Origin of the sequence: Adhaeribacter arboris, assembly GCF_003023845.1 — a bacterium.
Taxonomy (GTDB): Bacteria; Bacteroidota; Bacteroidia; order Cytophagales; family Hymenobacteraceae; genus Adhaeribacter; species Adhaeribacter arboris.
This window is the reverse complement of the sequence record NZ_PYFT01000001.1, coordinates 4353992-4370164: the sequence shown is the minus strand read 5'-3', so window position 1 is coordinate 4370164 and position 16173 is coordinate 4353992. Positions and strand designations below refer to the sequence as shown.

At 43.6% G+C, this 16173-nt stretch carries 9 protein-coding genes; all 9 read right to left on the bottom strand.

Features of this window, described 5'->3' with window-relative positions; genetic code table 11:
• Positions 1 to 2: 2 nt before the first annotated feature.
• Positions 3 to 1463, bottom strand: coding sequence for a RagB/SusD family nutrient uptake outer membrane protein (locus tag AHMF7605_RS17780; RefSeq protein WP_106931401.1), 1461 nt, complete (start codon positions 1461 to 1463; stop codon positions 3 to 5).
• 133 nt (positions 1464 to 1596) lie between these two features.
• Positions 1597 to 4992, bottom strand: a complete 3396-nt coding sequence (locus tag AHMF7605_RS17775) for a SusC/RagA family TonB-linked outer membrane protein (RefSeq protein ID WP_106931400.1) — start codon at positions 4990 to 4992, stop codon at positions 1597 to 1599.
• Between the two features lie 569 nt (positions 4993 to 5561).
• Positions 5562 to 6476 (bottom strand): PhzF family phenazine biosynthesis protein, encoded by a 915-nt coding sequence (locus AHMF7605_RS17770; RefSeq protein ID WP_106931399.1) that lies wholly within the window; start codon positions 6474 to 6476, stop codon positions 5562 to 5564.
• The gene (locus AHMF7605_RS17765; RefSeq protein WP_106931398.1) at positions 6473 to 7645 is read right to left on the bottom strand and encodes an O-succinylhomoserine sulfhydrylase; all 1173 of its coding nucleotides are present in this window, start codon (positions 7643 to 7645) and stop codon (positions 6473 to 6475) included. The genes AHMF7605_RS17770 and AHMF7605_RS17765 overlap by 4 nt, the downstream gene beginning before the upstream one ends.
• A gap of 255 nt (positions 7646 to 7900) precedes the next feature.
• On the bottom strand, positions 7901 to 9454 hold the full coding sequence (locus AHMF7605_RS31130) for a TSUP family transporter (protein WP_394336206.1): 1554 nt from the start codon (positions 9452 to 9454) through the stop codon (positions 7901 to 7903).
• Between the two features lie 274 nt (positions 9455 to 9728).
• A complete protein-coding gene (locus AHMF7605_RS17755; protein WP_106931396.1) occupies positions 9729 to 11861 on the bottom strand; it encodes a nitrite reductase in 2133 nt (710 codons plus the stop codon).
• Between the two features lie 561 nt (positions 11862 to 12422).
• On the bottom strand, positions 12423 to 13928 hold the full coding sequence (locus AHMF7605_RS17750; protein ID WP_158267550.1) for a M43 family zinc metalloprotease: 1506 nt from the start codon (positions 13926 to 13928) through the stop codon (positions 12423 to 12425).
• A 189-nt stretch (positions 13929 to 14117) separates the two neighbouring features.
• Positions 14118 to 15413, bottom strand: a complete 1296-nt coding sequence (locus AHMF7605_RS17745) for a sugar MFS transporter (protein WP_106931394.1) — start codon at positions 15411 to 15413, stop codon at positions 14118 to 14120.
• A 158-nt stretch (positions 15414 to 15571) separates the two neighbouring features.
• Entirely contained in the window at positions 15572 to 16144 is a 573-nt protein-coding gene (locus AHMF7605_RS17740; protein ID WP_146153615.1) for a hypothetical protein, read from the bottom strand.
• Between the last annotated feature and the right edge of the window lie 29 nt (positions 16145 to 16173).

Sequence of the window (16173 nt, the reverse complement as noted above, 5' to 3'; positions counted from 1 at the left end):
CTTTATCGGGGATTGCGCTCTACGCCCGCCAGCGTTACTTCTTGGGGTAATTGGAGTAAACGATGCGGGTCATCCGCGCCTAGTTGAATTACCTGACCATCTACGGTATAATGGGTTACCGGAATTTTATGCCGTAATAAATCAAACCACCGCATTCCTTCCTGCACAAACTCGGCGGCTTTAAAATCTAAGATGGTAAAAAGCATGCCTAATCTTACGTTAGAACCGGTGCCATAGTAGTTTGCGATTTTGGCATTGCTGATATTATGCGTAGCGCGGTTATAATCTGCAATTCGGGCGCTGGCGTACAAATTTAAGTCCGTACGGGTTGCTTCAATGTTCCCCAGAGCCAGATTGGCTTCGGCCCGGTTAAATAACACTTCTTCGGCGGTAAACAGCGGAAAAATGGTATAAGGAACTCCGGTAGTAGCGTTTAAATCCGTGCGAACAAAATGCTCCCGGAATTTAAGAACTAGCCAATTGTCGGCACCCTGCGTGTATAACGGATAAACCCAAGTGTCGCCGGTTACATTCGCTTGCCGGAAAAGCTGGTTAACCAGGTTCGTAGATAATCCATAACGATAGCGGGCGTTATTACGAGCCCAGTTGGAAGGAGTTTCTACTAAAAGCAAGTTCGCATTTTCGGTGGCTTGCGTGTAAATTGCCAAACCTTCGTTCGCGGTTAAAGTGCTGTAAACATTTACCCAGGGTCGTAAATTGGCACCAAAATTTCCGCCTGGAAATACCTGGTTGGCATGCTCCACTACTTTTTGATAATCTTGCTTAAATAAGTAAAAACGGGCGGCAAACGCGTGCGCGGCAGCGGTATTAAAGTGGTATTTAGGAACCCGATAAGTCGTATTTACAATTAAAGGTATTCCCTCGGTTAAATCTTTTTCAATCTGCTCGTACACGTACGCTACGGTTTTACGCTCGTATTTACCTAATACTACTTTTTCCGGAGTAGTTACGTAGGGAATGCCCGGATCGGTGGCAGCAGTGGCCGGATCATACACTTTGGAGTAGAGGGTTACCAGCATAAAATGAGCGTAGGCCCGGGCTACCAAAGCTTCGCCTTTTTGGGCGCTGTAATCATTGGGGTTAGGAGCATTGGTAATAACTTCCAGGGCGTGATTAGCGGCGGCAATAGCAGCATAACTGGCATTCCAGTAATTGTCCGCCGAGCCCTGCGCTTTACTCTCTACATCGCGGAAGAAATACGGGTCGCGATTAACATCTTCAATGACAACCGAATTGGGACCTTTATCTTCCGCCAGATCGGACATTGCTTCGGTAAAAGTAGCATAATCGGCTTGGGGGTAGGCAGTAACCAATAACTCACTAACTTTTTCAACGGTATTTAACTGGGTACGCTGGTCCACGGCCTGTTCCAGATAATCATCCTGACACCCGGAAATCAGCCAGATGCTACCTAGTAAAATGTATTTTATTTTATTCTTCATGGTTTAAATTTTAATCAGAAGTAGTTAGCAGCATTAAAACCAACTACCCTTCATTCTCCTTAAACTTAGGAGGAAGTTTTCTATGATTATTGATTAACTTTTTAACTTTCCAATCTTTTAACTTTCTAACTCACTAAAAACCGGCTTTCAGCGATAAAGTAAACTGGCGGGGAATTGGAGTGGCTACCCCACCGGCGCCAAAAAATTCCGGATCCTGGCCATTCAACTTTTTATCGGCGTAAATCAGCCAGATATTATTAGCTACTAAACTCAGCGAAACGGTATTAAAGCCTATCCCACTCAAGCGAGCCGCCGGTAAATTATAAGTCAGGGTAGCTTGTTTCAGGCGGGCAAAATCACCATCGGCTACCCGGGCAGTAGAATAGTTGTAGTTGTTGTAGGGATAACCCGTTAACTGCGATTCTTCAATGCGATCTAAAATAGAAGGAATAGTAGTTGTGTTTTCGTCACCGGGTAAAGTCCAGCGGTTTAAAAACTCTTTAGGCATAGCATCCAAATCGGTGTAACTTGATTTAAAGGCCGGATTCAGCCGGATTACGTTACCGGCACTAAAAGTTACCAAAGCCGATAACGAGAAATTTTTATACCGGAACGAATTAAACCACCCACCCGTAACAATAGGATCGACGGAACCTTCGTATTTTAAGTGCTCAATCTTATCGCTTTGCAGGTACACGTCGCCGCTCTTTTCGCCATCTTCGTTAATAAAAATGGGCGAGCCATTGTTAGGATTGAGTCCCTGGAAATCGATGGAAAACAAGCCACGGTACGGATAGCCCTGTAGAGAGCCCCCATTCGGACCTACTAACGACCAAATATCCGGATCATTTTTAAGCTCGGTAATTTTGCCTTTGTTATAAGCCCCGGTAAGTTGCGTGCGGAAGCCATAATCTTGTTCGTTTACAATATTACTGCCCAGCGTTAATTCCAGACCTTTCGACTCCATATCGGCGTAGTTGGCTACTTTGTATTCTTCCCCGCCAATGCCCGAAGTCCGGATGCTACCGATCAGGTCGAAACCGTTACGTTTGTAAGCATCTATGGTTACCGATACCCGCTCGTTAAACAAGCCAATGTCCATGCCCACATTGGTTTCGTATTGCTTTTCCCAGGTTAGCTCAGAATTTTCTAAGTACTGAATGCCAATAGCCGATTCTACTTCCGATAAATAAGGCCGGCGGGTGCTGATGTTTTCTAAAACTAAGCTGGAGTTCGTCGCATTTCCCATGCTGGCGGTTAGACCATAGGTAGCGCGTAAAGTGAGCCGGTTTACTTTATTTAAAAAAGCCTGCATAAAGCCTTCCGTATCCACGTTCCAGGAGCCGCTTACATTCCAGGTGGGTAACCAGCGAGCCGTACGGGCCTGGCCGAGTAAATTGGAACCATCGTAACGAACGGTGCCGTTCAGATTATATTTACCTTTAAACGAGTACGCTCCGTTGGCCATAAACGCCAGAAAACGTTCGTAGCGCATGGTCATGCCGTAATAATTAAAATTACCTTCTACATTTTGCTTTATCAGGCGATAATCTACGTAGGGAACGCCGCCTTTATCGTACTGGTAGCCGTAACCATTAAATATTTTATTCTGCCGGTCGGTGTAGCGTAATTCCTGCGAAGTAAACAGGCGTATCGTATGTATTTCGTTAAAAGTTTTATCCCATTCTAACTGGTTTCGGAAGTTGTAATTAACCAGGTTATCGTCGTTGGTGTTATAAAATCCGCCGTAAGGCAACACTACCACCGGTTCTGCTTCGGGATTGTCCGGGTCGCGGTACAAAAATTTATTATTTTGGCGAATAGTCGCATCACCGGCGGCCCGGTAAGCATTCGCCATGTTCGAATTCTCCCGGACTTTATGCTCCTGACCCGTTCTGGCGTACCGCAGCGCGCCTAAAAAGCTATATTTTAGATTAGGCAGGATTTTATAAGAAAATTCGCCTTGCAGTTTTAAGTCCAGTAAAGAAATATCCAGGGTGTTGTTTTCGAGTTCGTCGAGAATATTAAACGGAGCAAAGTTGCGGCGGAAATACTCCCGGTTTCCGTTTGCATCGTAAGCCCGAAGTGTCCGGCTAGTGTTCAGGGCATAGCTGTAAGGATTGATATCAAAATCACGATCGTACTGTCCACTTACGGCGTTACTTACCCGACCAATGGTACCGGGTGCCTGTTGGTCGCGGATGGATCCTTGGGTGATCAACCCAAACGAAATCTTATCCGACACGTTGAAATTAGCACGTACGTTACCGGTAAAGCGTTTTACCTCGTCGGCTACGGTCCAGCCGTTGTCTTGTAAATAACTGGTAGAAATATAAAACTGGGATTTTTCGGTGCCGGATGATACGCTTAGAGAATGCTCCTGCATGAACGAATTGCGGAATAAAATATCAAACCAATCGGTATTCGCGCGGGCATAAGGTTCTAAAAACGCGGCACGGGCTTCCGGGGTATTTTGTAATCCAAACTGGCCAGTTGCCGGGTCGAAGCGGTTGATTTCGTCGTACATTTTGGTAAATACGCCCCCGTCTTGCCGCCGCGAGGCATCCGAATGGTTCAGCCAGCCTTTACGCTCTAACTCCGTGTACACCGACATCTGGTCGGCGGAGTTCATGATGTTAAAATTATTGTAAGTAGGCTTCAGATAAGTAGTAAAGTTGCCGGTGTACGAAATAATAGGTTTGCCGATTTTACCTTTTTTAGTTGTAATTACAATAACGCCGTTCATGGCGCGGGCGCCGTACAAGGCGGTAGCTGAGGCATCTTTCAGAATCTGAAAACTTTCAATGTCATTGGGGTTCAGGCCCGCCACCGAGGAACCAATCAAAGTAGAAGGATCGCCGGTAGATAATTGCTCATTCGATACGTTTACAATATCTTCCAACGGAATGCCGTCTACCACCCACAGCGGTTTGTTTTCGCCGGTAATGGAAGTAGCGCCCCGCACCCGGATTTTAGGCGCGGCCCCAAACGTACCCGATACGTTCTGCACCGATACTCCCGCTACTCTACCTTCCAGCATCCGGCTTACATCGTTCACTCCTTCCCGTTTCGAATCATCCGCTTTAAGCAGAGCAGCGGAACCGGTAAATAGCTTGCGGTCGATAGTTTGGTAACCCGTAACTACCACTTCGTTTAAAGTACTAACATCTTCGGATAAGGTAATGTTAAAAGAGGTGCGGCTAGCTACCAGAATTTCCTGACTTTTATAGCCAACCATCGAAAATACCAAAACCGAGGTATTGTCTTTCACGGTTAATTTAAAACTACCGTTGGCATCGGTGGTAGTACCGTTACTGGTGCCTCGTTCTACAACCGTTACCCCGGCCCCATTTTCGGTACCGTTGGTGCCCTGCACTTTTACCGTACCACTTACAGGAACTTCCCAAATGGTAAGGATGCGCTCGCGGGCAACTGTTGGAACCGATATGGAGGAGTAGCCTAATGTAGCACTTAGTAAAAATATAACTTTTAATCGTCGTACTTTTTTCGGGTAATTATTTTGATGCATAAAAATCCTGATTTGGTTAAAAGGGGTAATTATATTTTACCCCGTAAGCAGATTCTATTTAGTGAAGATAATTTACAGAAATAATGTGAATTAATATCAAGATAGCCGTCTAATATTTTGGGCGGCATAAAACAGCAGGAAAATATAGGAACGAAATAATGCAAAAAGAAATAAATTTTAAAGCTTGGATGAAACTAGATGAATACACAAAATAGTACGAAAACAAGCAAAGTTATATTGCGGGGAAATAAAGAGAAATTTAAATTTTTTACTAAATCCCTTCTTTTATTCTAAGGTAGAATCCGGGATAGTTTACTCGAACAGAAATTATACGGTTAGTTCAGCTAGCAGAACCTATTACTTGTAACTGATTGTAAATAATTCGGTAAGGATGAAAATTTGGCGGGAGGAAAGCTTAAAATGAACTGAAATTCAGCGGAATAAAATCAAGTATCTCTTGTAAGGCAATGAGAGATCAATCTCTGATAATAAGAACAAAGCGTGGAAATCAGAGAATAAACAAAAAAAGCAGTCGTACGACTGCCTTTTCTAATTTACGTAACTTTTTCTTATAAATAAAAATAGCCTTCTCCTACCAAAACACTTTTACCGCCTACTTTTACCCCGGTAATACTATTGTTCTCGTGCCCGATGGTAATATACAATAAACTCGGTCGCCCCATTTCAAAGCCTTGTTCACAGATAATTTTTGTTTCGGTAGTATCTGTTTCAACGGGAGTTAAGCCGTAATGCACCAGATAACAGCCTAAAGGACCACAAGCACTACCCGTAGCCGGATCTTCCGGAATACCAAAAGCAGGCGCAAACATGCGACCGTGTACAGAATGCTCGGCTTGCTCGGTTTCGCGGGAAAATAGAAAAACGCTTTCGGTACCAATATAGTTGAGTTGATGCTCCAATACTTCGGTGCGTAAACGGGCCTTTTTAACCGCTGCCAAATTCTTTAAGAATACATAAAAAAATGGTACTCCACACGAAACTACTTGGGCGGGCAATTCCGTTGCAATATCTTCCGCCTCAACCGAAAGTAAATCGGCTAAAACCTGCTTATCCGTAACTGTCTGGCCAAATTCCGGTAACGGCTGCGACATGGTAATAAGGCCTAAGTCCTGGCCATCTTGTTTAAATGTTACCGGAATATTCCCCACCCCTTCTTCAAAAATTACCTGATTACGACCTTCTGCCAATAATAATTTTTGTTGCAGTAATACGTAAGCTGTACCAATAGTCGGGTGACCAGCCATGGGTAGTTCTTTACCCGGCGTGAAAATACGTAATTTTATATCGTTCGCCGGATTCACCGGAGGCAGTACAAAAGTTGTTTCCGAAAGATTTAGTTCTTTCGCAATACGTTGCATTAAATGTTCCGGTACCTCCTCACCAACCGGGAAAACAGCCAGCTGGTTACCCCCGAATACCTCATCCGTGAAAACATCCGCTAAATAATAAAGCAATTTTTTCATGCCTGAGTAGCGGCTAAAGCCTGATCAATATCCGCAATCAAATCGTTCACGTTTTCTAATCCTACCGAAATCCGGATAAGTCCATCGGAAATACCTACGGCCGCGCGTTCCGCATCGGTTAGCTTAGAATGGGTAGTAGAAGCTGGGTGGGTAACGGTAGTGCGGGTATCGCCCAGATTTGCCGTTTTAGAAGCAATTTGCAAAGCATCCATAAATTGATGCGCCCGGGCATAACCGCCTTTTACCACGAAAGTAACGATGCCGCCCCCTTGCTTCATTTGTTTTTTTGCCAATTCGTACTGCGGGTGCGAGGGTAAAAACGGATACAGAACACTCTCCAATTCAGAATGATTATCTAAAAATTGCGCTAAAGTTAAAGCGCTTTGGCAGTGCCGATCCATCCGGACGGGTAAAGTTTCAAGGCTTTTGCTTAGAACCCAGGCGTTAAACGGCGATAAAGCTGGTCCCGTATGCCGGGCAAAAAACCGAATTTCGTCGATTAAATCTTGCCGTCCTACAATTACTCCTCCTAAAACTCTACCCTGGCCATCGATAAATTTAGTAGCCGAATGAATAATCAAATCGGCGCCGTATTCTATTGGCGTTTGCAGGTAAGGGGTGGCGAAACAATTATCGACGCTCAGAATTAAATTATGTTTCTTTTTTAAATTACCGAGCCATTCCAGATCAATAAGTTCTAACTGCGGATTAGAAGGCGTTTCGATAAAAATCAATTTAGTATTCGGCTGAATGAGAGCTTCCCATTCTTCTGGTCGGGCCGCATCGGCGTAGGTATGCGTAATCCCCCACTTAGACAAGATTTTGGTAAGCAATTGATGCGACGAACCAAATACCGACCGGGAGGCCAGAATATGATCGCCGGATTGCAGAATGGCACCAAACCCGGAGAACACCGCCGACATACCCGTAGCAAAGGCAAAACCATCTTCGGCGCCTTCTAACAAGCACATCTTATCAATAAATTCAGACGTATTCGGGTTCGAAAAGCGGGAATAAATATTGCCTTCCAGTTCATCCGCAAACAAAGCACGCCCTTGCTCGGCCGTCTCGAAAGTAAAGCTGGATGTCAGGTAAAGCGGCGTTGAATGTTCCCGAAATTCGCTGCGATTCGGATGGGTGCGTATTACTTTGGTTTCGTTATCTTTCACGGGTTTAATATCGGTTACAAGTTGCAGGTTGCAAGTTAGAGGTTGAAAAGTTAAAAGGTTAGCTACTTCAATTTATTTGGAAAATGCTTTCATCAGTTTAACTTTTATTCTCTGTTGTCATTCAGAAGGAAACTTTTAAGCTATACCGCTAAGTATTTTCTGAGTTAAAATTTAAAATAATTAATGGGGCTTGAGGCAGCAGTATTTAATTTTCCTTCCAGCAAGTCCAACATTCATTTAGCGGTATTTAGGTGCTTAAAAAAGCATTGTGATAATGTTGCGCAAACTTACGATGATCACAATTAATCCTACTAAGATCATCATGGTTTTTATCGGGAGTTTACGCGCTAGAACAGCCGCAATAGGAGCAGCTACTACGCCACCCAATACTAATCCGGCGACTACCTGCCAATGATTAAAGCCAAGGAGAGTGATAAAAGTAAGGGAACTGGCCAGAGAAACGAAAAATTCTGCTAGGTTTACGGAGCCAATGGTGTACAAAGGACTACGGCCACTGGCTATAAGCGAGGATGATACAATTGGTCCCCAACCGCCACCTCCCACTGAATCCAGGAAGCCACCGGCAGTGGCAAGTATTCCTAGTTTCCGGATGGGTTTTCGCCGGGTAGTTTTCTTTAGGGCTTTTTTAATGATCACACCTCCCAGGAATAAAGTGTATAAAGCCACCAAAGGTTTAATAATAAACACGTAATTCTCGGCCGAAGAAAGTACATAAGCGCCTAAAATAGCCCCAATTACTCCGGGGAGGAGCAGGTTTTTAAATAATTTACTATTTACGTTTCGGAACCGCAGGTGCATCAATCCGGATACACCGCTGGTAAATATTTCGGAAGCATGTACGCTGGCACTGGCAAAGGCTGGTGGCACACCTACCGTTAACAGAAAAGTTGAAGCACTTACGCCGTACGCCATCCCTAAAGCCCCATCAATCATCTGGGCCACAAAACCTGCCAACATAAACCACAGAATTTTGGAATCAACCTGTTGGGCCGCCTGACGAGCATACACACCAATGGTATCCATTGGTAAAAGGCTGAACAGCAAGTGACCGGAAATCATTAGACCTAAGCAAGCAAAGGCCACAATTAACCGGTAACGCCAAGAATGTTTAATGTGCGGGATTAAAGGAATTGGAGCATGTTTAGGCAGTTCAGCGGGAGTTACCCCCTCCGAAGTGTTCGGTTTTTCTACTAGAACCGACGTTATATTATTGAGTTGTTTTACTTTTTCGGCGAAATCACCTTTTAAGCTATTCCGGATCTGCTGCAAGTTGACCAGCACCGCTTCAAGTTCAACGGGGAAAGTTTCGTTTAGTACTTCTTTTACCCGTTTAGCTACCGTGGGCGATTTTCCGTTGGTAGAGATAGCAATTTTTAAATTACCTTTCTGCACAATGGAGCTCAGGTAAAAATCGCATTCATCGGGGGTATCCGCTACGTTGGCCAGTAACTTTCTAGCTTTTGCTTCTTGTTTAATCTGGCGGTTCAGTGCTTTATCGTCGGTAGCTACTATTACCAGGTCTTTTCCTTCTAAATCCGTCACCAAGTAAGGCCTTTCCAGTAAGATTACGTAGGGGTGCTGCTCGGCCAATTCCTTTATTTGCGGCAAAATTTGCGTTGCTACCAGCGTAACTTTAGCTTCCGGACTGTTACGGAGTACCGCCGATATTTTTTCTTCCCCCACCAAGCCGCCGCCTACAATTAAGGTATGCAGTTCGTGCAGTTTCAGAAAAACCGGAAACAGATAATTCTCCTGGTCGGTAGCAGTTAATGGTTTAGGTTCAGTCAACACGAATATTTTTATTATCAGAATCGCAGATTTACGCGAATTAAAGGATTACGCCGATTTTGTTGGCATCACAGATTTAATTTGTCAGGCTCGTAGATATCCACAGATTTTGCAAATTTTTCTAATAATTTGTTTTACACAAAAGGATTTTTTTATTCTCAATCGGAATCTTTTAGTAAATCCAGAGAATAAAGTTAATCAAGTAAATACAAAGTTCCGGTAAAAATCGGCGTAATCCTTTAATCTGTGGATACCTGCGATTCAGACAAAAATATCAAACATTCAGCAACTCAGTCAATACTTCCGGCCGGTTTACCTCTTCGCCGCGGTATTTTTTAGCCGCCGTTAAGAAGCCGTCGGCTTCGGTTAAAAATTGCAGGGCAAATTCCGGACTTGGTTCGTTCTGGTTGATTTGCAACACGTGCGTTTTAAAATCCGGCGCGAAGCTAAAAGTGCCGTTTGCTACAAAGTGCGTATCAAAATCGTTAATAATACCAATTTGGGTGTTGCAGGCAATTCCTTTGCTTAATAAAAGGGCTTTGGCCGTACCCACAAAAATGCTGTAGCTATGGTAAATAGAATCGGCGTACATACCATTCTTTAAGGCTTCCACGGACCATTCCAGTTTTTCTTCTACCTCATACAATAGAGTAGCTACTAAATCAATCATTACGCCGGCGCATTCTCCTACGCCAATAGCGGTGGCATATTCTTCTACGTGGCCCCAATCTTTATAATCGTCGGGCGCCATAGTGCTTAAATCGGCTAACGGTTTTAGTAGTTGGTAGAAATAATTTTTACCCTGACGGTCGTAATACGAATTAAAATATTCGCCGTCGTACGCGTTGGTTTCAAAATCGTTGAACAGGAAGCGCAAAACATGCGGACCACGTTTGGTAGGTACTTTTATTACCCGGTCGCCCACACGGCCTTCGCCGTTGCCTAACGTACCGCCGCCCAGCATTACCTGTAAAGCCGGAACTACGGCGTTGCCGTGCTTAATAGAACTACCGTGGAACCCAATATTAGCTAAACTGTGCTGTCCGCAGGAGTTCATGCAACCACTAATTTTAATTTTAATGTCGTGGTTGTAAACTAAATCCGGAAACTCTTCGGCAATCATATTTTCCAATACTTCGGCAATACCCATACTATTAGTGATACCTAGGTTACAGGTATCGGTACCGGGGCAAGTAGTAATATCGGCGGTACTGTCAAAACCAGGTTTGGCTAAACCTAATTTATTTAACTCCTGGAAGAAATAAGGTAAAGCTTCCGGACGAATGTATTTAAATAACAAACCTTGATTAGCCGTTACCCGGATATCATCCGCCGCAAAATCTTGGACTAAGGCCGCTATTTTACGGGCAATATCGGTTTTAATATCACCCATTAACACCCGGGTTCTCACCGAATAAAAACCTTTTTGCTTTTGCTCTACAACGTTGGTTTTCAGCCAGGCCTCGTAATGATTCTGATTTAAAATTTCTACGGCTGGAATTTCCCGGGCAGGAGCCGGTTCTGGTTGGGGAACGGAGCTGCGATCGATAACGTACGACTTGCTTTTAATAGCCGTACGTTCCTGCGCTACTAAGTCCATGAAAGCCTCAAAACCAATTTTAGCAATTAAGTATTTCAGCCGAGCTTTATTGCGGCTAGTGCGTTCGCCGTGGCGGTCAAATACCCGAACAACAGCTTCGATCAACGGAATAACCTGGTCTTCGGGTAAAAATTCGTAACCTAGTTTCGCTAACATAGGCTGCGCTCCTAAACCACCGCCCAATACTACCCGGAAACCGCGTACTTCTTCGCCGTCCTCCGTTTTAATTTTAGGCACGAATCCTACGTCGTGCATATAGGCCATGGCCGTATCCGCTTCCGAAGCGGAGAAGCCAATTTTAAATTTCCGGCCCATATCCTGGCAGATAGGATTTCGCACAAAATACCGGAATGTTTCGTAAGCATAAGGCGATACATCAAATGGTTCGTTCGGGTCGATACCAGCGTCAGGGGAAGCGGTTACGTTACGCACGGTATTACCGCAAGCTTCGCGTAAAGTAATATCATCTTCGGCTAGCTTAGACCAAAGTTCCGGAGTGCGGTCGAGGCTCACAAAGTGAATTTGAATATCCTGGCGGGTAGTTAAATGCAGGTTTTTGCTCGCGTACTCATCAGATACATCGGCAATTTTGAGTAACTGCTTCACGGTTAACCGGCCGAAAGGCAATTTAATGCGTACCATTTGTACACCAGGCTGACGCTGGCCATAAATACCGCGGGTTAAACGTAAACTCCGGAATTTCTCGTCAGGCAGCTGACCTCCCCGGAATTGGCGTATTTTTTTGTCGAGATCAATTATTTCTTTTGAAACCAACGGATTCTCGAATTCTGTCCGAAAACTTAACATGTTCTATTTCTTTAATTTCTTTTATACAACTTAAAACTAAAAAGGCCTTTTCTTACTTAGAGAAAGGCCCAGCGTAAAACTATTTACTTTACAAAATGCAATAGCTTATACTAGCCCATCTTTCGCGGCGCAACAACACATACAACAACAGGAAGTAAGAGTATTTATCATATTATCTATATCGTTTTAATAGAATTACCCCGGAATTAAAAAGGCCTTTCCTGGATGCAGAAAAGGCCTTTTTTAAAAATTTATATTTTACAATTAAGCCTTTCCTGCCACAGCCATACAACAGATACCACAGCATGCCATGGATTTGCAGAAGTTGGCAGAAGAAGAGGCGTTTTTGTTCATTGTCTTGTTTGGTGCCGTAAATATATAAGTATGTTACGAACTTTCAGCAGCTTAGATTTATTTTTTTAAGAAAGCCGCCAAAATATTGCGGCTTATGCAAGCAAATAACATTTTTATTAAGTAATTGTTCCGTTGAGCTTTGAAAATTACAGATTCCAAGGCTTTAGAAGGAGCAGAACCCGAGTAAATTTAAATTTTTAAAATAAATTATCGGGCTATTACTAATTTTTTAATATCAAAGGATCCGTCTTGGTACCACAACCGACAGTAGTAAATACCATTAGCAACGTTCGGTAAGGATAGTGTTACAAAATTCACCTGAACGGTTTGCGTTAGAATTACTTGCCCTACGCTATTAATTATTTGAATTTTCTGTAATTTTTTACTGGCCGGGGCTTCTATGGAAAGTTGCTGCTGAGCCGGATTAGGATAGATAATGGCCTCCGGGCCGGTTACCCGAATGTATTGGGTTTTAGTAACTGCATCGGTTACGGAATTAAAGCTGGCTGTAAGCGAAACTGTGTAAGTACCTGGCTGATCGTACCGGACGGTAGGGTTCTGCTCCGTAGAAGTAGTTACATTACCTCCTTCAAAAATCCAGGCCCATTCGTTCGCGCGTACGCCAATGCTGGCATCCTGAAATTGCACGGTAGTTCCGGCTACAATAATGGTATCGGATACTTCAAAATTGGCGGTTAGGGGGTTGCTACACACCACCGCAGTAGTTAATATATTTTGGCGCACGGTACTTAAAATGCTTTGCATGTACTCGGCCTGGTCTTGCGTAAATAAATTCATGCAGGCATCATCGGTATAATCCAGGTAATTTTGGTACATATTACCCGTCGGATTATTATTACAGGATGTTACCATTCCCGTTGGGCAGCCATTGGAAGCCTTATCCTGATTAGGAGTATCGGCAATATCATCGGAATCGTCGCAACCCGTATCGTTAGGTCCCCAGATATGCTGCAAGCCTAGCCAATGCCCAATTTCGTGCGTACCGGTACGGCCTAAGTTATAAAGCGAGGCAAATGGGTTTGCCGGTGCCCGGCCAATGGTAGTATAATCCAGCACCACTCCATCCGTTTCGGCGGGTCCGCCCGGGTACTGCGAGTAACCTAGAGATTGACCAGATAAATTACATACCCAAATATTTAAGTACCGTTCACTGTCCCAGGCATTCTGACCCGAGAAAGCCGAAAATTTAACGGCATCATCTATGTCAAATTCGGCGCTGGAAGTAAACTTCCGCGTAATACCCGTAGTAGCATTTCCATTCGGGTCGCGGGTTGCTAAACAAAACTGAATCCGGGTGTCGGCAGCCAATTTTTTAAATTGAGGTAAGGTTTGCGCCGAATCCGCGTTTTGGTGACGATAATCTTCGTTCAATACTTCTAGCTGCGAGAGCAACTGTTCGGTGGATACATTTTCCCGGCTATTATGGTATACCACGTGAAATACTACCGGCACTACCGTTACGGGTTGTTGCAAACGAGCCTTACTTTTTTGCTGTTGGTAGGTTTGGGCGTGCACCTTCACTTTTTGCATCTGGTTGAGTAAATTCGGATGAAGTTGCTGAAGCCGTTGCGTTACTTCGTTGGTGGCACAACGAGGACGCGGTTTTGCTGGTTGCGCCTTAACCGAGCCAACTACCAGGAGTAGCCAGATAATACAAACGTAGATATTTGCCCGCAATAGAATAAATTTCAAAACAGATGGTAATTTAAACATTCATACGCTAATTCAGGTAAAGCGTATGACCTGAATGAATATAACGATAAACTATTAGATTTTCGTTTGAAAATTGTAAAAGCCCAGCATTTTATTCCTTCAGCCAGTGTGGTAATTATACAAAAGCCCGGCTTTATACCAGGCTTTTAAAGTTTACTTGTTTTAAAACTAGCTTCGTATTTTGTGACCAGCAACCGCGTAGTACCAGATAAACAAGTAACACGGTACCATAATCCAGTAAGCTTGCTGTAAGTTGATAATATCGCCTAGTTTACCGTAAAGCAAAGGAATAATAGCTCCGCCGGAAATAGCCATTATAATATAAGAAGAGCCTATTTTCGTAAACCGACCTAAATCTGCTAAAGCCAAAGGCCAAAGAGCCGGCCACATAAGGGAGTTAGCTAAGCCCAGCAACGAAATAAAGAGTACGGACACAAACCCACTGGTAAAAATGGCCGCTAAAGAAAATATTACCCCAATTATAGCGCATACTTTAAGCGCTTTATCCTGCGTAAAATACTTCGGAATACAAATAATGCCTACAATGTAACCCACAATCATAGCGATAAGCGTATACGTGGTAAAGAATTTAGCTACGGTAAGGGGAATTTGCTGGTAATTATTCGCGTAGCTGATAACGGTATCACCGGCCATTACTTCTACCCCCACATACAAGAAAAAGGTAAGAACGCCTAACAATAAATGCGGAAATTGAAATACACTGGTTTTGCGCACATTCGCCGCGGCTACAGTTTCATCTTCCTGGTCAGTATCTACTTCGGGTAAGCCAGAAAAATAAATCATAACCGCCAAAACAATTAATACTCCTACCATAATAAGATAAGGAGTAATTACCCGGGCCGCTAATTCATTTAATTCGGCTGCTTTTTGCACGGCATCCATGCTCCGGACACGGGCACTAAGTGCATCCGCATCTTGCAACACAATGGCTCCTAAAATAATAGGAGCTAAAGCCCCCGCTACTTTATTGCAGATTCCCATTATACTAATCCGTTTAGCGGCGCTTTCTAACGGCCCCAGAATAGTTATGTAAGGGTTAGAAGCCGTTTGCAGAATAGCTAACCCTGTACCCTGAATAAATAAACCGAGTAAAAATAAAGCGTATTGCCTTGTCATAGCCGCCGGAATAAACGTAGCCGCTCCCACTGCCATAATTAATAAACCCACCGACATGCCTTTTTTAAACCCAGTTAATTTAAGTACCCACGCCGACGGAATAGCCATAACCAAATAGGAAATGTAAAAAGCAAAAGCTACCAGGTACGATTCGAAGTTATTGAGCTCGCAGGCAATTTTTAAATAAGGAATTAAAACGGAATTTAGCCAGGTAACAAAACCAAAAATAAAAAATAACGCTCCGATAATAACAATAGAACGCAGATAATTGGCATTTGCTTTGGCCGGGCTTTTAACGGGCTCCCGAGATACCGAACTGTTAGTCATGGCTTTTTAAAAGTTGGTGGTTATAATTGGCACAAACGTGTTAGCCGAAAGTAACAAATTATTTTGAAATTATAGCAAGCCCCATTACCGGATTAGATTAAAGTAGTTGTTAAAGGCAGCCAGAAGAAAAGTATAATTTAAAGATATTTAACCGCCAGCTATCGGATTTTAGCTTGAACCTGGTAATGGAGAGGGGCAAAGAAAATAGTTTTTTGCGTGCCGTTGATTTGGTAAGTCATTATTTGATTCTGGCCATTTACAGGAGCGCAAGTGAGGGAGAAATCTTTTGCCGACGATACCAGGTAATTGTCTTCGCGGTATTTACCGATAATTTGGGTTACTTGTTGTTCAGGTGAAACGCTCACTTCCAGGTATTCTACGGTAGCATCGCGGTAGCCGGGACGTTTGCGGTAAGTAGTTTTAATCTGGTTATCGGGAGTAGTTGATTTGGTTATTTCGTACGCGGCCCGCAGCGCAGGCTTGTTAATATCTGCTTGGTTAAAAGTTTCTAATTCTTGTGTCCAATCTACATCAGGTAGTACTTTGGTTTCCGGAGCTCCTGGCTTGGTGGTTACCGTTTTTTCTACTTTAGCATGGGTTGCCTGCAATTGCTTTATTTGGCCAGAAATAAATTCACTCAAATTAAAATACGGGGAGACAACCCTTGGCGAACGCGCGGGTGCAGAAGGATGGTTGTTGCAACTGCTCAACCATCCTAGTCCAACCAGCATACTATAAATTAAATAACGAGCCAAAATAA

Excerpts from the sequence above, each read along its gene's own strand:
- AHMF7605_RS17780 (WP_106931401.1), bottom strand. The coding sequence starts at position 1,463 with ATGAAGAATAAAATAAAATACATTTTACTAGGTAGCATCTGGCTGATT.
- AHMF7605_RS17775 (WP_106931400.1), bottom strand. The coding sequence starts at position 4,992 with ATGCATCAAAATAATTACCCGAAAAAAGTACGACGATTAAAAGTTATA.
- AHMF7605_RS17770 (WP_106931399.1), bottom strand. The coding sequence starts at position 6,476 with ATGAAAAAATTGCTTTATTATTTAGCGGATGTTTTCACGGATGAGGTA.
- AHMF7605_RS17755 (WP_106931396.1), bottom strand. The coding sequence starts at position 11,861 with ATGTTAAGTTTTCGGACAGAATTCGAGAATCCGTTGGTTTCAAAAGAA.
- AHMF7605_RS17745 (WP_106931394.1), bottom strand. The coding sequence starts at position 15,413 with ATGACTAACAGTTCGGTATCTCGGGAGCCCGTTAAAAGCCCGGCCAAA.
- AHMF7605_RS17740 (WP_146153615.1), bottom strand. The coding sequence starts at position 16,144 with ATGCTGGTTGGACTAGGATGGTTGAGCAGTTGCAACAACCATCCTTCT.